The sequence below is a fragment of the Kitasatospora sp. NPDC057904 genome (assembly GCF_042887925.1).
Lineage (GTDB): Bacteria > Actinomycetota > Actinomycetes > Streptomycetales > Streptomycetaceae > Kitasatospora.
The window spans coordinates 105,689-128,507 of record NZ_JBHVOL010000021.1 but is presented as its reverse complement, the minus strand read 5'-3'; the positions used below and the strand labels follow the sequence as shown (position 1 = coordinate 128,507).

The 22,819-nt window shown below is 74.7% G+C and carries 12 protein-coding genes and 1 pseudogene; 11 read left to right on the top strand and 2 right to left on the bottom strand.

The features are described 5' to 3' along the window. The first annotated feature begins 28 nt into the window (after window positions 1-28). The 4 genes and pseudogenes from ACFVSN_RS36140 (at window position 29) to ACFVSN_RS36125 (ending at window position 3,131) form a co-directional block, all read left to right on the top strand. On the top strand, window positions 29-844 hold the full coding sequence (locus ACFVSN_RS36140; RefSeq protein ID WP_387957615.1) for a hypothetical protein: 816 nt from the start codon (window positions 29-31) through the stop codon (window positions 842-844). Window positions 845-1,388: 544 nt separating this feature from the next. Beyond that, a pseudogene (locus tag ACFVSN_RS36135) lies at window positions 1,389-1,736 on the top strand (permease); the annotation flags it as partial. A 115-nt stretch (window positions 1,737-1,851) separates the two neighbouring features. Continuing rightward, a complete protein-coding gene (locus ACFVSN_RS36130) occupies window positions 1,852-2,403 on the top strand; it encodes a permease (protein WP_387957612.1) in 552 nt (183 codons plus the stop codon). After that, a complete protein-coding gene (locus ACFVSN_RS36125; protein ID WP_387597409.1) occupies window positions 2,391-3,131 on the top strand; it encodes a TIGR03943 family putative permease subunit in 741 nt (246 codons plus the stop codon). Before ACFVSN_RS36130 ends, ACFVSN_RS36125 begins: the two co-directional genes overlap by 13 nt. A gap of 360 nt (window positions 3,132-3,491) precedes the next feature. On the opposite strand, the gene ACFVSN_RS36120 is transcribed toward ACFVSN_RS36125, so the two are convergent. Continuing rightward, window positions 3,492-4,286, bottom strand: coding sequence for a class I SAM-dependent methyltransferase (locus tag ACFVSN_RS36120; protein WP_387597406.1), 795 nt, complete (start codon window positions 4,284-4,286; stop codon window positions 3,492-3,494). Window positions 4,287-4,400: 114 nt separating this feature from the next. Between ACFVSN_RS36120 and ACFVSN_RS36115 the strand changes: the two genes are divergently transcribed. From ACFVSN_RS36115 to ACFVSN_RS36100, 4 genes are read left to right on the top strand one after another with little or no spacing between them, the layout of a single operon-like run. Continuing rightward, window positions 4,401-5,963, top strand: coding sequence for an ABC transporter substrate-binding protein (locus tag ACFVSN_RS36115; RefSeq protein WP_387597403.1), 1,563 nt, complete (start codon window positions 4,401-4,403; stop codon window positions 5,961-5,963). Continuing rightward, on the top strand, window positions 5,960-6,913 hold the full coding sequence (locus ACFVSN_RS36110) for an ABC transporter permease (RefSeq protein ID WP_387597400.1): 954 nt from the start codon (window positions 5,960-5,962) through the stop codon (window positions 6,911-6,913). The genes ACFVSN_RS36115 and ACFVSN_RS36110 overlap by 4 nt, the downstream gene beginning before the upstream one ends. 41 nt (window positions 6,914-6,954) lie before the next feature. Next, entirely contained in the window at window positions 6,955-9,381 is a 2,427-nt protein-coding gene (locus ACFVSN_RS36105) for an ATP-binding cassette domain-containing protein (protein WP_387957610.1), read from the top strand. Between the two features lie 33 nt (window positions 9,382-9,414). Next, entirely contained in the window at window positions 9,415-10,191 is a 777-nt protein-coding gene (locus tag ACFVSN_RS36100) for a thioesterase II family protein (protein ID WP_387597394.1), read from the top strand. Between the two features lie 23 nt (window positions 10,192-10,214). Here the strand turns inward: ACFVSN_RS36100 and ACFVSN_RS36095 are convergent, their stop codons facing one another. After that, a complete protein-coding gene (locus ACFVSN_RS36095; RefSeq protein WP_387597391.1) occupies window positions 10,215-11,810 on the bottom strand; it encodes an MFS transporter in 1,596 nt (531 codons plus the stop codon). A 114-nt stretch (window positions 11,811-11,924) separates the two neighbouring features. Between ACFVSN_RS36095 and ACFVSN_RS36090 the strand changes: the two genes are divergently transcribed. Genes ACFVSN_RS36090 through ACFVSN_RS36080 form a run of 3 tightly spaced genes read left to right on the top strand, consistent with a single transcriptional unit; the run spans window position 11,925 to window position 22,815 of the window. Continuing rightward, window positions 11,925-19,532, top strand: coding sequence for an amino acid adenylation domain-containing protein (locus ACFVSN_RS36090; protein WP_387597388.1), 7,608 nt, complete (start codon window positions 11,925-11,927; stop codon window positions 19,530-19,532). Next, window positions 19,529-20,608 carry a saccharopine dehydrogenase NADP-binding domain-containing protein gene (locus tag ACFVSN_RS36085; RefSeq protein ID WP_387597385.1) on the top strand — a complete coding sequence of 360 codons (1,080 nt, stop codon included), beginning with the start codon at window positions 19,529-19,531 and terminating at the stop codon, window positions 20,606-20,608. Before ACFVSN_RS36090 ends, ACFVSN_RS36085 begins: the two co-directional genes overlap by 4 nt. After that, window positions 20,605-22,815: a Gfo/Idh/MocA family oxidoreductase gene (locus tag ACFVSN_RS36080; protein ID WP_387597382.1), complete on the top strand. Its 2,211-nt coding sequence runs from the start codon at window positions 20,605-20,607 to the stop codon at window positions 22,813-22,815. The genes ACFVSN_RS36085 and ACFVSN_RS36080 overlap by 4 nt, the downstream gene beginning before the upstream one ends. The last annotated feature ends 4 nt before the right edge of the window (window positions 22,816-22,819 follow it).

Genomic DNA, 22,819 nt, shown 5'->3' with positions numbered 1-22,819 from the left:
CTGCGTGCCCGTGCTGCTCGTGCTCGGGATGGCCGCATCCGTCCCGCCCGTCTCCTCCGGCTCACCCCGGGACGCGACGGCGCGCATGCCGGGAATGCCCGGGATGGCGCACGCGGCGGGCACCGCCCAGGGCCTCGCCCGCGGCCTCGCCACCGAGCAGGACGGCTACCGCCTGAACGCCGCGACCTGCGGCGTGCCGGCCGGCCTGCCGACGGCCTTCCAATTCGCCGTCACCGGCCCTGACGGCACCCCCGTCACCGACTTCACCGTCCATCAGACCAGGAAGCTGCACTTCTACGCGATCCGCACCGATCTCACCGGCTTCCAGCACCTGCACCCGGACATCTCCGACGACGGCACCTGGACCGCCGATCTCGCCGCCCTCGCTCCGGGCACCTGGCGGCTGTACGCCGACTTCATCCCGAACACCGGCCCCCACGCCACAGAGCTCGTCCTCAGCCGCACCGTGACGGTGCCGGGCGAGGTTGTCCCGACACCCCTGCCCGCCCCGACCGGCAGCACCGTCGTCGACGGCTACACCGTCACCCTGCACGCCCAACCGATGGCCGGTGCACACCAGTTGACCGCCACCGTCAGCCAGGCCGGCCGCCCCGTCACCGACCTCCAGCCCTACCTGGACAGCTACGCCCACCTCACCGCCTTCCACGAGGGTGACCAGGCACTGGCCCACCTCCACCCGGCGAACACCGTCAACGGCGACCACGGCGGGCCCACCCTGACCTTCCAGGCCCTGCTCGCCGAGCCCGGCAACTGGCGGGTCTTCCTGCAGTTCCAGACCGCCGGACAACTGCACACCGCCGAACTCACCTTGCACGTCGACTGAAATCCGCGGTGCCCGGCCCGACCACCCTTCCCGGGACACTCCGCAGCCCTGAACTCCGTGCTCGGGAGCAGGCGGTGCCGGCTGCGCAGAGTCCGCTCGCTGTGCCCCACACAGCGTGCGCAGCCGGCCTCGGGGCCGGACACGGACGAGTTCGCGAGCATTCAGGCCGCCGGCACCGAAACCCCCGGTCCCGCGCGACCCTCCGAACCCTCGTCCGGCCCCGGCTTCCCAGCCAACCAGAAGCATCGGTCCGAAATGACGGCGTTGCCGAGACCTTGCTCAGCGCTTGGCAGGCAGTTGACCTGCCGGCCGGGTGCCGGTGGTGAGGGCGCGCGGGGCCGCCACCGCCCAGGACGTGTGGCGGGCAGCTGTGCCCCGACCCATCGGCGACGTCTCGGATCGGAGAGCAAGCCCCGGGACGCGGCTGGGGCTCTGTCCGGGGTCTCGGGCGTTCCTCCGCAGGCACCGCCTAGACTCGCCCCCGGCCGCGCGTTCGGGTGCGGCCGTACCTCAGATTCCTGCGGTGAAGGAGCGTCCGGCCGCCATGGCTGACAAGACCGCCGTCGAGGCCAGGCCGCACCCGGTTGCGGGCACCGACCGCACCCGCCGCCGGGTCCGCTCGCCCGGTTCGCTCGAAGCGCTGGTCGCCGAGATAGTGGCCGTGCTGGTCGGCCGTCAGTTCCTGGGCGGCTGGACGGGACCGGCGTGGCTGGAGGCCTGGGGGGCGGTCTTCGTCGCCGTCTGCGTGCAGGCGCTGCCGTTCCTGCTGCTCGGCGTGGTGCTGTCGGCCACGATCGCCGCGTTCGTTCCCGCGCGGCTGCTGGAACGGGCGCTGCCGCGGAACCCGTTGCTCGCCGTGCCGATCGCCGGCGCGGCCGGGGTGGTGCTGCCCGGCTGCGAGTGCGCCTCCGTGCCGGGGGCCGAGCGGCTGATCGCGCGCGGGGGGGGCGCCAGCCGCCGCGCTGGCGTTCCTGCTCTCCTCACCGGCCGTCAACCCGGTGGTCCTGGTGGCCACCGCCGTCGCCTTCCGGGGGCAGCCCGAGCTGATGGCGGCGCGCTTCCTCGCCTCCCTCGCCACCGCCGTGGTCATGGGGCTGCTCTGGGCCCGGTTCGGCCGCCCGGAGTGGCTGCGGCCCCGGGTGCCGTCGAACGGTCCGACCGGCTGGACGGCCTTCCGCGCCTCGCTGGAACACGACTTCCTGCACGCCGGCGGCTTCCTGGTGATCGGCGGGATGACGGCGGCCACCCTGAACGTCGCCGTGCCGCGCGACCTGCTCAGGGGCGCGGCCGGCCTGTCGGGCGTCGAGGTCCTGGTCCTGGCCCTGCTGGCGGTCCTGCTCGCGGTCTGCTCGGAGGCGGACGCCTTCGTCGCCGCCGGACTGAGCCGCTTCTCCCCCACCGCCCGGCTGGCGTTCATGGTCGTCGGCCCGATGGTGGACGCCAAACTGATCGCCCTCCAGGCCGGCACCTTCGGACGGGCCTTCGCCTGGCGCTTCTGCGCCGCCACGTTCGCCGTCGCCGTGACCGCGTCGACCGTGACCGGCTGGTGGCTTCTGTGAGGCGCGAAGTCCGGGCGCTGCTGCACATCCTGCTCGGTGCGGCAGTGCTGCACATCGCGCTCTTCAGTGAGCTGTACCTGCGGTACGTCCGCAAGGGCCTGCGACCGTACCTGATCGCGAGCGGCACACTGCTCGTCGCGGTGGGCCTGATCGGCGCGGCCGTCGCCGCCCGGGAGTTGCTGCGCCCCAAGCACGACGCCGACACACCCGACGCCCACCACGGGCACGGTCACGGCACACCCCGCACCGCGTGGCTCCTCCTCCTGCCCGTCCTGGCAATCTATCTGCTTCAACCCCGAGCGCTCGGCGCCTACACCGCACAGCGCTCGGACAGCACCACCGTCAAACCCGCGCAGGCCGCGGGCGGCCTCGCCCCGCTGCCCACAACCGACCCGATCGCCATGCGGCTCGCCGACTTCGACGCCCGCGCCGTCTGGGACACCAGCGGTTCGCTCAAGGGACGGCAGGTCCGGCTCACCGGCTTCGCCACGCCCGCACCCGACGCAGGCGGCTGGTACCTCGCCCGGCTGACGATCACCTGCTGCGCCGCCGACGCGCAGACCAGCAAGGTCGAGATCCATGGCGCCGACGCACCGCCCAAGGGCGCCTGGGTCCAGGTCACCGGCCGCTGGCAGCCGGACGGGCCGGCCGGCCAGGACAGCGCCGTCCCGGTCCTGGCGGCGGACCAGGTCCATCGGATCGCCGAACCGGGCGACCCGTATGAGTGAGCACCCGTCAGCCATGACCGAAGGACATATGAGAAACCGCCGCCGTGCGGTCGCCGTACTCGCGCTGGGTGTGGTCGCCGCGCTCACTAGGGCGAGCGCCGCTGCGAACTGACCTTCACCGGCATCGACCTCGACGTCCCGTCGCTCCACGAGCGGCTGAACAAGTGCCTGCTCACCGACTCCGAGCTCGCCCTCCGAATGGAACACTGGCGGCTGTCCGACGCCCCCTTCACCGAAGCCCTCGGGACCGACTCGCCGTCGCACTGACCTCCAGCGATCACCAGACCCGGCCAACCCGGGTTCGACCGCCCTCGACCATCAGTCGAGGCAGTCATGCCGCCTGCCGGGCCCGATACGGAATCAGCGAACGGCCACCTGGACGCAGCTCGGGCCGCACCGCCAGACCACCCCCACGGACCGGAATCCGGCCGCGCGGAGCAACCGTTCATGGTCGGCAGCCGACAACAGGTTGTCGCCCCCATCGGCCAAGGCCGGGCGCTCGGCCCGCTCCGCCAGCAGCTCGGCGAACGCGGGCTCCCGCGCGGCGGCGTCCCACCACGACTGCCAGTCCTCCCCCTCGACCTCGGCTCGCCGCTCGGCCCGGCGGCGGCCGACGGCGCGAGCGAACGCTGCCATCGCGGGGTCGCCGGGCTCCATGTGGTCACCGTTGACGAGCACCCCACCCGGCCTGAGCGCATCGGACAGGTCGCGGTAGATCGCGCCCAACGCCTCGGCCTGCGGATAGTGCAACGCCGCGCTGGACACCACGGCGTCCAGCGGACGGTCCAGCCCGAGCGCGGTCACCCAACCGGGCTCTCCGATGACGGCGTCCACGTACTCGACCGCGTTCAAGCCGTATGCACGCCCCAGCGCGAGCAGCAACGGGTCGGCGTCGGCAGCGACCACACGCGCGCCCGGCAGGCGGCCGGCAAGCCGGACCGCGAGCGAGCCGGGACCGCAGCCGAGGTCGGCCACCAGCGGCCGCGGGTTCCTCGCGGTCGCCAGCTCCACCACGTCGTCGATCGCCTCAAAGCGCTCCTCGCGGTCGACCGCGTACCTCTCCTGCTGGATCTCCCAGCGCGCGATCCAGGCGGCTGCGGTCGATCGGTCGAGAACCCCGGCGCGACGGGTACGGGCGGGCGAGCGGTCGGACATGAGACCCCCAGGAACCTTATTGAAAAGCATTATCGTTTCATTCTAGAGTGAGGGCCCGCCCTCCGCCCGTTCGAATGAGGTCACGTGACTCCTGATCAGATATCCCGCCGCTCCATGCTCAGAGGCGTCGGCGCCGGCCTCGGGGCTGCCACCGTGAGCGGCCTGCTGGCCGCGTGCGGGAGCGACGGCACGCGGCCGCCGCTCACAGCCGCCACCGGTTCCTCGGTCGCACCCCGCAAGGGCGGGCGGCTGCGGGCCACGTTCGCCGGCTCGGCCGCCGAGTCGACCAGCGTGCTCCAGGCCACCGGCAGCGCGGTCGACTACGTCCGGGCCCGGCTGGTCTGGGACACCCTCGGCGAGATCGAGGACAGCAAGCCGGTCTGGCGGCTGGCCGAATCCGTCGAGCCGAGCCCGGACGCGACCCGCTGGACCGTCCGCGTCCGCGACGGCGCGACCTTCAGCGACGGCCGCAAGCTGACCGCCGAGGACGTGCTGTTCAGCCTGCGCACGCTGGCCACCAACCCGACCACGCAGAGCGGCCTGCTCAGCGCCCTCGACCCGGCCGCCTCCAGCGCCCCGGACCCGCGCACCGTCGTTCTGGCGCTCAAGTCGCCGGACGGCTTCTTCGACCTCGTCCTCGCCCAGTCGATGTTCGTCTTCCCGGCGGGCACCACGGACTTCGAACACTCCGTCGGCTCGGGCCCGTTCGTCCTCAAGAGCTGGTCCCGGGGCGCGAGCAGTCTGCTGACCGCGCGCACCGACTACTGGGGCGCGGCGGCCGGCGGCGGGCCGTACCTGGACGAGATCGAGCTGGTCTCCGTCGCCGACGCCGGGGCCCGCCTGAACGGCCTGAAGGCCGGCCAGTTCGACTACGCCGGCGCCATCTCGCTGGCCGCCGCCCGCGCCGAGGCGAAGAACCCCGCGCTCAGGGTGCTGACCGCGCCGCAGGAACTCTGGAGCGACCTGGCGCTCACCATGAACCTCGGCGCCCACCCCTTCGACAAGCCCGAGGCCCTCCAGGCGCTGCGCCTCGCCGTCGACCGGGACGCGATGGTGCGCACCGTCACCCTCGGCTACGGGGAGGTCGCCGACGACGCGCTCGGCCGTCACCAGTCCTGGTACGACACCTCGCTGCCGCGCCCGGCCCACGATCCCGCGCAGGCCCACACGGTGCTCGCCGCCGCCGGACTCGGCGGCCTCACCCTCTCGGTCCGCACCAGCGACTACGAGTACGGCACGCTGGAGAGCGCCACCGCCTTCGTCCAGCAGGCCAAGGACGCCGGGCTGTCGGTGAACGTCGACAAGATCCCCGCCGCCGACTACTACACCGACATCAAGACCCTGCTCAGCACCCCGCTGCAGACCAACCTCTACCACGCGATGCCGCTGCCGCTGCAACTGTCGATGTACTACGGCTCGAAGGCGTCGTACCCCTTCACCGGGCCCGCCGGTCCGACCTTGGACGGGCTGCTGACGGCCATGCACGCGGCGGTCGGGGACGACGCCAAGCGCACCCGCGCGGTGCACGACGTCCAGCACCACCTCTACGAGCACGGCGGCGACGTGGTCTTCGCGCGGATCCCGCCGGTCGCGGCGGCCAAGCCGAGCGTCCAGGGCGTCAAGGCCCTCGGGTTCTTCGACTACCCGTCCCTGCGCGACGCGTTCCTCGGCGCATGAGGAACGTGCTGAGGCCGCTCCGCGCACTCGGCGGCGCGGCAGGAACGCTCCTGGCCGTCTCCGTCCTGGTGTTCGCCGCCACCGCCCTGGCCCCCGGGGACGCGGCCACCGCCCGGCTGGCCGGTCACGGCGGACCGGAGCGGATCGCCGAACTCCGGCACCAGCTGGGCCTGGACGAGCCGCTGTGGACCCGCTACGCGCACTGGCTGTGGCATGCCGTCCAGGGCGACCTCGGCACCTCCTACGCCAATGGCGAGCCGGTCGCCCGGCTGATCGCCGAGCGGGCCGGCAATTCGCTGCTGCTGGGTGCGGTGACCGCCGTCCTGCTGGTGCCCCTGGCGCTCGGCCTCGGCCTCTGGGCAGGGCTGCGGGCCGGTCAGGCCGCGGACCGCACGGTGTCGGCGGCCACCCTCACGCTGGTCAGCCTGCCCGAGTTCGTGACCGGCACGCTGCTCGTGCTGGTGTTCGCGGTGGGTCTCGGCTGGCTGCCTGCGGTCTCGGTGCCGCCCGCCGGGGAGGGCGTGCTCACCCAACCCCAGCTGCTGGTCCTGCCGGTGGTCACGCTGCTCTCGGTCAGCCTGGCCCAGAACGTGCGGCTGGTGCGCTCGGGTGTGCTCACGGCCACCGGCTCGGACGCCGTCCTCGCCGCGCGACTCGGCGGAGTGCCCGAACACCGGGTCGTGCTGCGCTGGGTAATGCCCGCCGCCGTCGTGCCCGCCGTCCCGGCGTTCGCCCGCTACCTCGCCTATCTGCTGGGCGGGACGCTGGTCGCCGAGACGCTGTTCGGCTACCCCGGGCTGGCGGCCGCGCTGGTGAACGCCACCGCCTCCCGGGACACCCCGGTCGTGCTGGGCTGCGCCCTGCTGGTCGCGTGCCTGACCATCGTGCTCAACCTGCTGGCCGACCTGCTCGCCCGAGCACTCAATCCCGCTGCTAGGACAACGAGTTGATGATACGAAAGAGGCGGGTCCAGACAGTCGCCGCGGGTGGCGTGCTCATCGCCGTCGTCTTGCTCGCCATGCTCGGCCCGCTGTTCGCCCCACACGGGAGCGGCGAGGTCCTGGACATGCCGTACGCACCCGCCGGCGGCGCGGCCCCGCTGGGCACCGACCACCTCGGCTCGGACGTGCTCAGCCGGCTCCTGGCCGGCGGACGGGCGCTGCTGGTGCAGTCGACGGCCGCACTCGCCGCCGCGTACGGGCTGGGCGCGGCCGCCGGGATGCTCGCGGCGCTGCGCGGTGGGCGCCTCGACACCTGGGTGCTGCGTGCGACGGACGTGCTGCTGAGCCTGCCCGGCTTCCTACTCCTGAGCGTGACCGTGGTGGCGCTGGGGCACGGCGGGTTCGGGGTCGGCGCGGCGGCCGCCGTGGTGCTACTGCCGGAGGTCGTCCGGGTGGTGCGCGCGGCGACCCTCCAGGCGCTGCAACACGACTACGTCGAGGCGGCGTTGGCGCGCGGCGAGCGCACCGGGTACGTCCTGCTGCGCGAGGTGCTGCCCAACCTCGCGCCGGTGCTGGCGGCCGACGCCGGGGTGCGGTTCGTCGGAGCGGTGTTCATCGTCTCCACCGCGTCGTTCCTCGGGTACGGCACCCAACCACCGTCGGCGGACTGGGGGTTGATGATCCTGGAGAACCGGGACGGGCTCGCCCTGCAGCCGCTCGCGGTCGCCGTGCCCGCGGCCGCGATCCTGGTCCTGCTGCTGTCCGCGAACCTGCTGGTCGACACCGCCTCTCCGGCTGCCGCTCGGGCAACCCCCCGACCTCGTCGCCGAGTTGCCACGCCCAACGATGCCCCGAACGGCGCCCCGGACAACGGCTCCGTGCTGCGCGTCCGCGGGCTCTGCCTGGCCGGGCCGGACGGTGCGCCGGTGCTCGACCACGTCGACCTGAACCTGCCGCCGGGCCGGATCCTGGCGCTGGTCGGCGCGTCCGGCAGCGGGAAGACCACCCTCGCCCTCGCCGCGCTCGGCGAGATCCGCCCCGGGCTCGCGCTGCGGTCCGGGCAGGTCGGACTGGCCGGGCACCCGGTGCTCGACCTGGCGCCCCGGCCGCTGCGGCGACTGCGCGCCCGGCACTCCGGGTACGTCCCCCAGGACCCGCGCACCTCGCTCGCCCCGACGCTGCGCGTGGCCGACCAGATCGGCGAGTTCCTGCGCGCCCGGGCCGTTCCCCGCGCCGAACGGCCCGAGCGGATCCGCGCGGCGCTGCGGCTGGCCCGGCTGCCGGACGACCCCGCCTTTCTGCGCCGACGGCCGTACGAGCTCTCCGGCGGGCAGCGGCAGCGCGTCGCCCTGGCCTGCGCGCTCGCGCACCGGCCCGACCTGCTGGTGCTCGACGAGCCGACCAGCGCGCTCGACCCGGCCACGGCCGCCGCCCTGCTGGCGGACGTCCGGCGGCTGCGCGAGGACGGCGGGCCGGCGGTGCTGTTGGTCGCCCACGACCTGGCCCAGGTGACCTCGGTGGCCGACGAGGTGGCCGTCCTCGACGCCGGGCAGCTGGTCGAATGGGGACCGGTCGCCGAGGTGCTCGCCCGACCGGAGAGCGAGGCCGGGCGACGGCTGGTGGCGGCCGCCCGGGCAAGCACGCTCCCGGCCGCGCGGCCTGCGACCGGGGCCGCCGATTCGACACGGGTGCTGGACGTCGACGCGCTCTCCGCCCACCGCGGTGGCCGTGCGGTGCTCTCCGGCATCGCCCTCGCCGTCGCACCCGGTGGTTGCCTGAGCGTGGTCGGCCCGTCGGGCAGCGGGAAGACCACCCTGCTGCGCTGCCTCGCCGGGCTGCACCCCGAATGGACGGGCACCGTCCGGCTCGCTGGCGACGCACTCCCGGCAGGGCTGCGAATGCGCGGCCGCGACCAGCTCCGCCGCGTCCAGCTCGTACCGCAGGACCCCCAGGACTCGCTGAACCCGCGCCACCCGGTGGGCCGCATCATCGCGCGCCCGCTGGGTCTGTTCCGGCCGGAGCTGGACGCCGAGGCCGTACGCGCCGAGGTGCACCGGCTGCTGGGGCGAGTCGGCCTGACCGCGGAGCACGCCGGACGGCGGCCCGGAGAGCTGTCCGGCGGGCAACGCCAGCGGGTCGCCCTCGCCCGCGCCCTCGCCGCGCAACCCGAGGTGCTGCTCTGCGACGAAGTCACCAGCGCACTGGATCCGCCGACGGCCGCCACCGTCGTCGCCCTGCTGGACGAGCTGCGCCGGGACCTGGGCGTCGCGCTGGTCGTCGTCACGCACGACCTCTCGGTGCCCGCCCGGATCGGCGGCACGCTCGCGGTGCTCGCCGACGGCACGGTCCGCGAGAGCGGGCCGGTGCAGCGGGTGCTGTCCGCGCCCGCCGACCCGGTGACCGCCCGGCTCGTCGCCGCCGTACCGGACCTGCCGGACCCGGCCGGCCTCGCGATCCCCGACCCCGCCCAGCGCTGACCGAATCCGTGACGACCACGAGGACCCGGACCAATGCCCGACTCCCGATGGCTGCGCCGCCCGCGCCCACGCCCGTACGCCTCGCTGCGTCTGATCTGCCTGCCGCACGCGGGCGGTTCGGCCGCGCTCTACCGGACGTGGGCCGAGCTGCTCCCACCCCAGGTGGACCTCGTCCTCGTCTGCCCGCCGGGCCGGGCGGAGCGCCTCGACGAGCCGATACCGCCCGACCTGGCGGCCATGGTGGCCGAACTGGCCGATGCGGTGGGCCCGTTGCTGGACCGGCCGTGGGCGGTGTTCGGACACAGCATGGGTGCGACGGTCGGACACGAGCTGGCCCTGCACCTGCTGCGCCGGGGCCACCGGGCGCCCGCCCACGTGTTCGTCTCGGCGCGCGAGGCGCCTCAGCACCACCGCGGCGGCACCGTCCACCTGCTCGACGACGCCGCGCTGTGCGCCGAACTGGCCCGGCTGGGCGGCACGGACCCGGCGGTACTGGAGCTGCCCGAGCTGCTGCGTCTGGTCCTGCCGGCCGTACGGGGCGACTACCGGCTGATCGAGACGTACCCGGCCGCCGCCGAGGGCCTGCTCCCCTGCCCGGTGACCGCCCTGACCGGTGTCCAGGACACCGAGCTCACTCCCGAGGAGGCGGCCGGCTGGTGTGAGTGGACCAGCGGCCCGTTCGAGTCGCTGGCCTTCCCCGGCGGGCACTTCTACCTCTCCGAGCAGCCCCGGGCGGTGCTGGACGCCCTCCTGGAGCGGCTGCTGTCCTCGGCTGGGGCGAGCGGCGGGCCCGGTCACCGGAAGGGGTGACCGGGCCCGTGGCTCGCCTTGCATCAGCTGCTCCGGTCGGCGTCCTGCTCGCGGATCAGCACCAGACTCGCCCCGGCAGCGACCAGGGCGGCGATGCCGGCGATCAGGAAGATGGTGGACAGGGCGCCGGTGTAGCCGGAGTGGGCCAGGTCGAGCAACTCGCCACGAGCGGCCGCGGGGAACGGGGCGGCCGCCGCATCGAACTGGCCCGCCGTGACGAGCCGGTGGACCTGCCCGGCACCGCCCGACTGCCCGCCCAGGCGGTCCAGGGCCTCCGGCGACAGAACGTTTCCGACCTTGGCGGTCAGGACCGCGCCGAACACGGCCACGCCGGTCGCCGTACCCAGCGGGAAGAAGCTGTTGGCCGCGCCGGAAGCGGTGCCGGCCCGCGCGGCCGGGACGACGCCGACGGCGAGGGCGAGCAGGTGCGGCAGGGTCAGACCGGCGCCCGCGCCCACCAGCACCAGCATCGGCAGCACGACCGTCCAGCCGTCCCCGGGGCCGATGCCCACGGCGGTGAACAGGCCTACGGCCACCAGCACCATCCCGAGCGCCAGGACCCGGCCGATCGACATCACCTTGGTCAGCAGCGAGCTGACCGCGGCGCCGGCCACCAGGGCGAGGGACTGGGCGAGCAGGACGAACCCGATCCGCAACGGCGAGAGCCCGAGCATGCCGCCCAGCCACAGGGTGAGGAAGGGCAGCAGGCCGAAGCTGAAGACCCGGGCCGCGAAACTCAGCAGCACCGCACCGCTGAAGGTGGGGATCGCGAACAGTCGCAGGTCGAGCATCGCCCGCTCGCCGAGGCGCCACTGCACGACGGCGAACGCCACCGCCAGCACCGCCCCGGCGCCGAGCAGGGCGAGCACCCGCGGCGCGGACCAGCCCTGCTCCGCGCCGGTCAGCATGCCGTAGTTGAGGGCAAAAAGGGCGAGCACCGCCAGCACCGCGCCGACCCGGTCGACCGGCTGCGCCGCGCCGGGGGCGGCGCTCTCGGGCACCCGGCGCGCGGTGCCGTAGAGGATGACCAGCCCGATGGGGACATTGACCGCGAACAGGAAGGGCCAGCTGAGCCACTCGACGACCACGCCGCCGACCAGCGGGCCGAGCGCCGCCGAGACCGCGCCGCCGGCCGTGAACAGGCCGATGGCGCTGGTCCGGGACCGGGCGGGAGCGCCCTCGTACGCCCCGGCGATCAGCGCCAGCGATGTGCCCAGCACCATCGCGCCGCCCGCGCCCTGGACGGCGCGGGCCGCGATCAGCACGGCCGCGTTCGGCGCGAGCGCGCAGGCGGCCGAGGCGGCGGTGAAGAGCGCGACCCCGGCGAGGAAGATCCGGCGGCGGCCGATCCGGTCGGACACCGAGCCGGCCGTGAGCAGCAGCGCGGCGAAGCTGAGCGTGTAGGCGTTGACGATCCACTGGAGGGAGTCGAGCGAGGCGTCGAGGTCCTCCCCGATCTTCGGCAGGGCCACGTTGACGACCGTGATGTCCAGGGTCATCATCGCGGCCGCCAGTGAGGTCAGCGCGGTCGTCCAGCGCCGCCCGGAGAGCACGTCGGCTGACGTGTCCGCCTGGTCAACTTCCTTATCTTCTACGGGTCCTGTCGTGGAGTTGGTCATCCCCGCCCCTTCGTGGCCGGTGTTCTCGAATGCCCTGGACGCTAGCAGTAGATGGAAATGGTTTTCAATGCTATTAAGATACGAGCACACCGCACCGAAGGAGAGGAGCCCCTGTTGTCTCAGGTATCCGGGCCGCCGCCCATCGATCTGCCGAAGGCCGTCGGCGAGCTGCTGGGCCTGCCCGCCGAGGAGGTGGCCGAGCATGCCAACCTGATCGAACTCGGGCTGGACTCACTGACCTTGATGCGCCTCGCGGGCCGGCTTCGGCAGCACGGCCTCGACGTCGGCTTCGCCGACCTGGCCGCCGAACCCCGGCTCTCCGCCTGGCACTCGCTGCTCGACAGACAGCCGGGCACAGCGACGGCCCGTCCGGCGCCGGCCGCCGTCGACGAGTCGGCGCCGTTCGAGCTGGCCCTGATGCAGCACGCGTACTGGGTCGGGCGCGAGGAGGGTCAGCAACTCGGCGGTGTGGCAGCGCACTTCTACCATGAGTTCGACGGCGCCGGCGTCGATCCGGCCCGGCTCGAAGACGCCGTCCGGGCCGTGCTGGCCCGCCACGGAATGCTGCGGGTGCACGTCCTCGACGACGGCCGTCAGCGGATCGCGCCGGACACCACCTGGCCGGGCCTGCGCGCGCACGACCTGCGCGAACTCCCCTCCGCCGAGGCCGAGGACCGGCTGGCGGAGCTACGCCGATGTCTTTCGCACCGTTCCCTGGACATCGCGAGCGGCGAGGTCTTCGACGTCCAACTCTCACTGCTCCCCGATGAGTTGAGGCCTGACGGAACCCGGCTGCACATCAACCTGGACATGGTCGCCGCCGACGCGCTGAGCCTGCGGGTCCTGCTGGCCGACCTGGCCCGCGCCTACACCGAGCCCGACCGGCCGCTGCCGCCCCTGGACTACAGCTACCCGCGGTACCGCGCCGACCGGGCCGCGGCCGCCGACCCCGACGCCGAACACGCGGACCGGGCGTACTGGCAGGCCCGACTGCCCGACCTTCCGTCGGCGCCCCAACTGGCCCTCGCGCCTGATGCGTTCGCCTCCGCCGCCACCACGGTCGTCCGTAGACACCGCAGGCTCGACGCCGAGGCCGTGCACGCCTTCGACCGCCTGGCCCGCCGACACGGACTCACCCCGGCCATGGCGCTCGCCGCCGTCTTCGCCGAGACGCTGACGGCCTTCAGCGCCGAGCCTGACGTCCTGCTCAACCTGCCACTCTTCGACCGTGCCCCGCTCCACCCCGAAGTGGGCGAACTGGTCGGCGACTTCACCTCCTCGGTCCTACTCGCTTGGGAGGGCTCCGCCCCCGGCACCTTCGCCGAGCGCGCCACCCGCCTCCAGAGCCGGTTCCACGCGGACGCCGCACACGCCGGCCACTCCGGCGTCGAGGTCCTGCGCGACCTCTCCCGTCTGCACGGCGAGCGCGTGCTCGCACCGGTCGTCTACACCAGCGCCCTCGGGCTGGGCGAACTGTTCGCCCCCGCGGTCCGCGAGGCGTTCGGCGAGGCCTCCTGGATCATCTCCCAGGGCCCGCAGGTCTGGTTGGACGCCCAGGTCACCGAGGTCGACGGCGGGCTGCTGGTCAACTGGGACGCCCGCGAGGACGCCTTCGCCCCCGGCATCCTGGACGCCATGTTCGCCGCCTACGGCACCCTGCTCGACCGACTGCTCGACGGCCCGGACGCCTGGGGCGCACCCGTTCCGCCACTGCTCCCCGCTGCCCAACTGGCCGTCCGGGAACGGGCGAACGACACCGCGCACACCCGCTCCGGCGCCCGACTGCACGACACCTTCTTCGCCCGCGCCGCCGCGCACCCCGACGTCCCGGCCCTGCTCTGGGGCGAGAGCGGAGCACTGGGATACGGAGAGCTGGCCCACCGGGCCCTGCGCCTGGCCGCCCACCTGCACGACCGGGGCGTCCGCCCCGGTGACCTGGTGGCCGTCACCCTGCCCAAGGGGCCCGACCAGGTCACCGCCGTCCTCGCCGTCCTCGCCGCCGGCGCCGCCTACCTGCCGCTCGGCATCGACCAGCCCGAGACCCGTCGCGCCCGGATCCACACCTCGGCGGGCATCCGGCTCGTCCTGGACGACGTCACCGTCCCCGCCGACGTCGAGCCCCTGGCCGGCCCGCTGCCGGGCGCCGACACCGACCTCGCCTACGTCATCTACACCTCCGGCTCGACGGGCGAGCCCAAGGGCGTCAAGATCCCGCACGCGGCCGCCGTGAACACCGTCGAGGACCTCGACGAGCGGTTCGCCATCGGGCCCCGGGACCGCACCCTGGCGCTGTCCGCCCTGGACTTCGACCTGTCCGTGTACGACGTCTTCGGCCCGCTGTCGGCCGGCGCGGCGGTGGTCTGCGTCGAGGAGCCGGACCGCCGGGACGCCACCGTCTGGGCCGAGCTGATGCATCGCCACCGCGTCACCGTGGTCAACTGCGTGCCCGCGCTGCTGGACATGCTGGTCACCGCGGCAGCCGACGGCCCCGCACCCGCGCTGCGCACGGTGCTGCTCGGCGGCGACTGGGTACCGCTGGAGCTGCCCGGAAGGCTCGCCGCCCTCGCGCCCGGCTGCCGGTTCGTCGCCCTGGGCGGCACCACCGAGACGGCCATCCACTCCACCGTCTGCGAGGTCCCCCGGCCGGTCCCGGCCGACTGGTCATCGATCCCGTACGGCACACCGCTGCGGGGCGTCGTCTGCCGGGTGGTCGACCCGCTCGGACGGGACCGGCCGGACTGGGTGCCGGGCGAGCTGTGGATCGGCGGCGCGGGCCTCGCCCGCGGCTACCGGGGCGACGCCGAACGGACCGCCGAGCGCTTCGTCGAGGCCGACGGACGGCGCTGGTACCGCACCGGCGACCGGGCCCGCTACCGGCCGGACGGCACCCTGGAGTTCCTCGGCCGGGCCGACCACCAGGTCAAGGTGCGCGGCCACCGGATCGAACTCGGCGAGATCGAAGCCGCGTTGACCGTCTTCCCCGGCGTGGCGCAGGGCGTCGCCGTGGTCTGCGCGGACGGCAGACTCGGGGCCGCGCTCACCGCCGACCGGGAGCGCGCGGCCGCCGACTGGCAGGCGCTGGCCACCGTGGGCGCGCTGCGGGACGGCCGCGCTTCCGCTCTCGACCCGGCGGCGCTGCGTGCCTTCCTCGCGGAACGGCTGCCCTCGGCGATGGTGCCCGAGCGGATCGCCGTGCTGCCCGGACTGCCGCTGACGCCCAACGGGAAGGTGGACCGGGCAGCCCTGCGCCAGGTGCTGGCGGCCGGGGACCTTCCGGACACCACCCCCGTCACGGCTCCGGTCGGCGCGGCCGAGGAGGCCGTCGCCGCCGCCTGGACGGAGGTGCTCGGCGCGGCCGCCGTCGGCCGGGAGCACGACTTCTTCGCCCTCGGCGGCGACTCCCTGTTGGCGACCCGGCTGGTCGGCCGGCTGCGCGCGGCGGGCTACGGGCAGGTCCGGCTCGCCGAGCTGTTCGCCCGGCCGGTCCTCGCCGACTTCGCGGCGACGCTGCGGCCGGACGCCGCACCGGCCCCAGCCCCCGTCCTCGCAGCGGACCCGGCGGGCCGCCACGAGCCGTTCCCGCTCACCGACGTCCAGCGCGCGTACTGGCTGGGCCGGGGCAAGGGCTTCACCCTCGGCGGGATCGGCTGCCACTTCTACCGCGAGTACGACCTCGACGACCTCGACCCGGACCGTCTGGAGGAGGCGGTCAACCGGCTGGTCGCACGGCACGAGATGCTGCGGGCGGTCGTCGACGAGCGGGGCGAGCAGCGCGTCCTGCCCGAGGTGCCCCGCTTCACGATCCCGCTGGCCGAGGCCGGCCCCGACCCCGAGGCCGCGTTCGCCGAGCTGCGGGAGAGCGCCTCCCACCAGGTCTTCGACCCGGGCGTCTGGCCCCTGTTCTCGATCCGCGCGGTGCGCTCGGGCCGTCGGACCAGGCTCGGCATCGGGATGGACAACCTGGTGCTGGACGCGCTGAGCATCCTGCGCTTCTACGCCGAACTCGGCGCCGTGTACCAGGACCTGGACGCCGAACTCCCGCCGCTGGACGTCTCGTTCCGCGACTACGTGCTCGGCGCGGCGCCCGCCCCCGAGGCACTGACCGCTGCCCGGGAGTACTGGTCCGAGCGGCTCGCCGAGCTCCCGCCCGCGCCGCAGCTGCCGCTCGCCGTCGATCCGTCGGAGGTGGCGCGCCCGTACTTCACCCGGCGCGAGGCGCGGATGTCCGCCGAGCGGTGGCGGCCGATCGCCGACCAGGCGCGCGAGCACGGCCTGACCCCGTCGGCGGTGCTGCTCGCCGCCTTCGGCGAGGTGCTGGGCCGCTGGAGCGCGCGGCCGGACCTGACGCTCAACCTCACCCTGTTCGACCGCCGGGAGGTGCACCCGGACATCGAGCGGGTGCTGGGCGACTTCACCTCGCTGGTCCTCGTCCCCGTGCGCCCCGAGCGCGACGAGGGCTGGCTGGCCACGGCCCGGCGGGTGCAGGAGGAACTGTGGCGGGCGCTGGACCACCGGGAGCTGTCGGCCGTCCAGGTCCTGCGCGACCTCGCGCGCCGTACCGGTGAACCGGAGACCACGATGCCCGTGGTGTTCACCAGCGCCCTCGGGGTCGGCGCCGGCGCGCCGGACGGCCCCTTCGCCGAGCACGTGTGGGGGGTGTCCCAGACACCGCAGGTCTGGCTGGACCACCAGGTCACCGAGACCGCCGACGGCGGGATCCGGCTGAACTGGGACGCGGTCGAGGAGCTCTTCCCCGACGGCGTGCTGGACGCGATGCTCGCCGGCTACCTGCGGCTGCTCGACCACCTCGGCGCCGCCGACTGGCACCAGCCCGCGCCCGAGCTGCTGCCGGAGGCGCAGCGGCTGGTGCGTCGGCAGGTCAACGCCACCGGCACGGAGGCGCCGGCCGGGCTGCTGCACGGCGGGTTCTTCCGTCGGGCGGCCGAACAGCCGGACCGGACCGCCCTGGTGTGGGGTGACGGCGAGGCGTGGACGTACGGCGAGCTGGCGCAGCGGGCGCTGCGGCTGGCGGCGGTGCTGCGCCGGCGCGGGGTGGAGCCCGGCGAGGTGGTGGCGGTGACGCTGCCGAAGGGGCCGGAGCAGGTCGTGGCCGTTCTCGGGGTGCTGGCGGCCGGGGCGGCGTACCTGCCGGTCGGGGTCGATCAGCCGACGGCGCGGCGCGAGCGGATCCACCGCCTGGCGGGGGCCCGGTTCGCGGTCACCGACGAGGCGGGGACGGGGGACGACGGTATCCGTAGGATCGGGATCTCCGAGGGCAGGGAGGCGCTGCCCGCGCCGGTCGCGACCGGTCCGAAGGACCTCGCCTACGTGATCTTCACCTCGGGGTCGACCGGCGAGCCGAAGGGCGTCGAGATCGCCCACCGCTCGGCGGCCAACACCGTGGACGACGTCAACGAGCGCTTTGCCGTCGGGCCGGAGGACCGCGTTCTCGCGGTGTCCGCGCTGGACTTCGACCTCTCGGTGTACGACGTGTTCGGCCCGCTGTCGGCGGGCGGCGCGGTGGTGCTGGTCGAGGAGGAGGCCCGGCGGGACGCCCGGCGGTGGCTGGAGCTGGCGCGCCGCCACCGGGTGACGGTGTGGAACTCCGTGCCCGCGCTGCTCGACATGCTGCTCACCGTGGCGGAGACCGGTCCGGCGCCCGAGCCGCTGCGGCTGGCGCTGGTCTCCGGCGACTGGGTCGGCCTCGACCTGCCGGGCCGCTGCACGGCACTGCTGCCGCACTGCCGGTTCGTCGCGCTCGGCGGCGCGACCGAGGCGGCCATCTGGTCCAACTCCTTCGAGGTGCGCGAGGTCGACCCGGCCTGGCCTTCGATCCCGTACGGCCGGCCGCTGCGCGCCCAGCGGTTCCGGGTGGTGGACGGCTTCGGCCGGGACTGCCCGGACTGGGTGCCGGGCGAGCTGTGGATCGGTGGCGCGGGCGTGGCCCGCGGCTACCGGGGAGCGCCCGAGCTGACGGGGCGCCGGTTCGTCGAGTGGGCGGGCGGGCGCTGGTACCGCACGGGGGACCTCGGCCGCTACCGGCCGGACGGCACGCTGGAGTTCCTCGGCCGGGCGGACCAGCAGGTGAAGCTCCGGGGCCACCGGATCGAGCTCGGTGAGATCGAGGCGGCGCTGCGGTCGCATCCGGCGGTGGGCCGCGCGGTCGTGGCGGTGGTCGGGGAACGGTCCGGGCGGCGGCTGGCGGCAGCGGTCGTTCCGGCGGTCGCACCGCAGGAGGTGTCGCCGACCGGAACCGTCCGGACGACCGTGGCGGCGGCGCGGGCCCGGCAGGTGGAGGCCGAGGCGGCGGAGGAGGTGCTGATCCGACTGCTCGGTCCGGACGGGCTCGACGGCCCGCAGCACCTGGACGCGCTGGCCGCCCGGCTGGAGGTGACGGAGGAGCACCGGCCGGTCCTGCGGCTGTGGCTGCGGTGGCTGGTCGAGCGGAAGGTGCTGGTCGAGGAGGGCAACGGGTACAGCGCCGGGCCGGAGCTCGCCGTCGCCCTGACCCGCGGCGAGCCCGACACGGGTTCCGACGCGTACGGCGCCCTGATCGTCCGCGCCCGGCGGCAGCTGCTCGACCGGGTGGCGGACTACCGGGCGATCCTGGCCGGGCGGCTCGACCCGTCCGTCCTGCTGGACGACGACGTACTCGCCCCGGCGAACCTCGCGGCCGCCGATCCCGGCGGTGCGGCGGCCCTGGCCGGGATCGCGCGGGAGTTGGCCGACCTGGCCGAGGCCGCCGGCCGCCCCATCGAGGTGGCCGAGCTGGACGGGCGCGCGGGCCGCACCGCCGAGCAGCTGCTCGGCCTGCTCTCCCCGGCGCAGGTGCGCTACACCCTGCTCGACCCCTCGGCCGCGATGGTCACCGCCGCGTCCCGGCGCCTGGCGGAGCAGCCGCACGCCGTCTGCCACCAGCTGCCGGACCAGCGGATACCCGAGGAACTGCGGCACCGCTTCGACGTGGTGGTGGCGGACAACGTGCTCCACCGCTACCCCGAGCCCGAGCAGGGGCCGGCCCTGGCCGCCCTGCTGCTGCGGCCCGGCGGGCGACTGCTGGCCGTCGAGCGGGCCGAGCTGACCCCGGTGGCGCTGCTGACGGCGGGCCTGCTCGACCGCGGCTACGTCACCTTCGACCGGGCGCGTCGGCTGGCCGGCACGCCGATGCTGCCGGCGTCGCGCTGGGCGGAGCTGTTCGCCCGGGTCGGTCTGCACGAGGCCGGCCACCTGGCGGTCGGCGACTCCTTCATGGAGCGGCTCTGGGCCCGGCGGCCGGAGGCCTCGCTCGACCCCGACCCGGCCGACCTGCGCGATCACGTGGCGGCCTTGCTGCCGGCGCACATGGTGCCGGAGCGGATCGAGGTGCTGCCCTGGCTGCCGCTGAGCGCCAACGGGAAGGTCGACCGGGCAGCAGTCACCGCGGCGCTGGCCGAGGGCGGTGACGAGGACGCCGATGAGCCGCCGCAGGGCGAGCTGGAGGAGCAACTCGCGGCCATGTGGGTGGAGTTGCTGGGGCTGGCGGTCGTCGGCCGACGGCGGAGCTTCTTCGAGCAGGGCGGCGACAGTCTGCTGGCCACCCGTTTCCTCGCCCAGCTGCAGCAGCGTTTCGGTGTGGAGCTGCCACTGCGCCGGATGTTCAACGGGCCCGGCCTCGCCCAGGTGGCGGCGGCCGTGGCCGAGGAGCTCGCACAGCACGACGACCTTGAGGAAGGCACTCTGTGATCGGCATCATCGGCGGCTACGGCGCGGTCGGCGCCCAGGCCGCCCGGCTGCTCGCCGCCCGGGGCGCGGGCCCGCTGCGGATCGGTGGTCGACGCCTGGAGCGTGCGGCCGAGCTGGCCGCCGCCCTGCCCGGCCCGGCCGAGGCCGTACGGGTCGACGTGGCGGACGACGCCTCGCTGGCCGAGTTCGTCGCCGGCTGCCGGGTCGTCGTGCACTGCGCGGGGCCCTCGCACACCTCGGCCGCCCGGGTGGCCCGGGCGGCGCTGGCGGCGGGTGCGCACCACGTGGACGCGGGCGCGCCGGATCAACTCGCCGACAGCGACGGTACGTTCAGCACGGTGTTCGCGGCGGGCGCGCTGCCGGGGCTCTCCGGGCTGCTCCCCCGCTGGCTCGCCGGGCAGGGCTTCGCCACCGTGCACGGGCTGACCTGCTACGCGGCGGTGCTCGACCGCTTCACCGCCACGGGCGCGGAGGATTACCTGCACGGCGTCCTCGGCGGCGGCAACGAGCCACTCGCCGCCTGGCAGGGCGGTGGGCGCCGGGCAGGGGCGCTGGCGCGGCAGTCCGGGCTGCGGCTGCCGCTCCTGCCGCGCTCCGTCGCCGCCTACCCGTACCTCGATGCCGAAGGCGAGCGGCTGGCGCACGACCTCGCCCTCGACCACGGCCGCTGGTACACCGTGCTCGACGGCGAGCACCTGCCGGCCGCGCTCGACGCCGCCCGTGGGCTCGACCGGGCCGAGGCCGTCGCGGGCCTGTGCCGGGCGACCGCCCTGGACACCGCCGGGCGCACCCCGTACGCGGCGCTGTTCGTCCAGCTCGACGGCACGGCCGACGGGCGCCCCCTGAGCCGGACGGCCGTGCTGCGCGCGCCCGGCATCGCCGAGCTGACCGGAGCCGTCACGGCGGCGGCCGCGCTGGCGGTGCTGCTGGGCGAGGTGCCGGCCGGGGTGCACTGGGCGGACGCGGTGCTCGATCCGGCCGCGACCGTCGAACGGCTCCCGGGCGCCATGGAGTTGACCGTGACCGACGGGCCGATCGGCGATCTCGTCGATCTCGTCGAGGAGGGAGTGCTGTGACCGGCCGCCGACTGCGAACCGTGGTGTGCGGGACGACGTTCGGGCAGTTCTACCTCGCCGCACTGGCCCGGCTGCCCGAGGAGTTCGAGATCGCGGGCGTGCTCGCGAGGGGCGGGCCCCGCTCCGTCGAATGCGCCCGCCGGTTCGGGGTGCCGCTGTTCACCGAGGTCGACCAACTGCCGGAGGACATCGACCTGGCCTGCGTCGTGGTGCGGTCGGGGGTAATGGGCGGGCCCGGCACCGAGCTCGCGCTGCGGCTGCTCGGCCGTGGCGTCCACGTCCTCCAGGAGCAGCCCGTCCACCACGACGACCTGGCCCGCTGTCTGCGCGAGGCGCGCCGGAACGGCGTGCGGTACCGGCTCGGCGACCTGTACGTCCGGCTCCCGGCGGTGCGCCGCTTCACGACGGCGGCACGCCGGCTGCTCGGTGAACAGCCGGCCCTGTCGGTGGACGCGGCCTGCTCGATGCAGGTCGCCTTCCCGCTGGTGCACCTGCTCGGCGACGCGCTCGGCAGCCTGCGTCCCTGGCGGATCGATCCCCCGTCGGGCCCGGCGGACGGCCCGTTCACGGTGCTGACGGGAGTACTCGGCGCCGTGCCGCTGACGCTGCGGGTGCAGAACGAGGTCGACCCGGCGGACCCGGACAACCACATCCAGCTGCTGCACCGGGTGACGATCGCCACGGCGGGCGGCACGCTCAGCCTGACCGACCCGCACGGACCGGTGTTGTGGCACCCCCGGCTGCACATCCCCGACGCGGTGAAGGAGCGCTTCGACTTCGACGGCCCGGACACCGGCCACCTCGCCGAACCGGCCACGACCGTGCTCGGCCCCGCCGGACCGCCGCCCTACCGGGAGGCGCTGAGCCGGACCTGGCCCGAGGCGATCGGCGCCGACCTGCTGGCACTGCACGCGGGCATCCTCGGCGAGCCGGAGGCCGAACGGCCCGACCAGTACCATCTGACCCTCACCCGACTGTGGCAGGACCTCACCTCCCGGCTCGGCTACCCCACGCTGCGGCCGGGGCAGGCTCACCAGCCCTTCCCCGTCGGCGAGTTGCTGGCGACGGTGGACGATGCGGCCGTCGTACCGCCCGCCCTGGACGGCCTGGTCGAGGCGGCGGCAGGAGCCGCCGAGCTCCAGGTGCGCGGCGTCGGAGCCGTGCAGGTCCGCGCCTTCGTCGAGCAGTTGGACGAGGCCGTGCTCGCCGGCATGCTGCTGGCACTACCGGGGGCCCTCGGCACCCTGGAGGAGATCCTCGCCACCGCCCGGGTAGCACCGGCCCATCACGGCCTGGTCGAACGCTGGCTGGCCGTTCTGGCCGAGCGTGGTCGGGTCGTCCGAGATGGCGAGCGATTCGTCGCGACCCGGACGGTCCGGCACGCCGAGGCGGCCGAGGCCTGGGACCGCGCGGCGGCCCTGTGGGCGGACGGGCTCGGCGCGCCCGAGTTCGTCGACTACCTGCGGCTCAACGCCGAACGGCTGCCCGCCCTGCTGAGCGGTGAGCAGCAGGCCGCCCTGCTGCTCTTCCCCGAGGGGCGCACGGAGCTCGCGGACACCGTCTACCGGGAGACGATCACCGCCCGCTACCTCAACACGGCCGTGGCGACCGCCGTCCGCCGCCTCGTCCCGGCCGACGGGCGACCGCTGCGGGTGCTGGAGGTCGGGGGCGGCACCGCCGCGACGACCGAGGCGGTCGTCCGGGCCCTGACGGTGACGGGCACGGCCGCGCCGAACGTCGACTACCTGTTCACCGACGTGTCCCGCTTCTTCCTCGGCCCCGCCAGGGAGCGGTTCGCCCGCCACCGCTGGCTGCGGCTCGGCGTGTACGACGTCGACCGGGCCCCACGCGAACAGGGACACTCCCCCGGCTCCTTCGACGTGGTCATCGCCGCCGGCGTGCTGAACAACGCCCGCGACACCGACGCCACCGTCCGCGCCCTGGTCGAACTCCTCGCTCCCTGCGGCTGGTTGCTGGTCACCGAGCCGACCCGCGAGCACCTGGAGATCCTCACCTCGCAGGCGTTCATGATGACCGCCCCCGAGGACGCCAGGGCGAAGACAGGCCGCACCTTCCTCTCCCCCGGCCAGTGGCTGGACGTGTTCGCCGGGGCGGGCCTGCGGCAGGTGCGGACGCTGCCGGCCGAGTCCCATGTCCTGGCTCCGCTCGGGCAGCGGCTCTTCGTCGCCCGCAAGGCCGAGAAATGAGAAC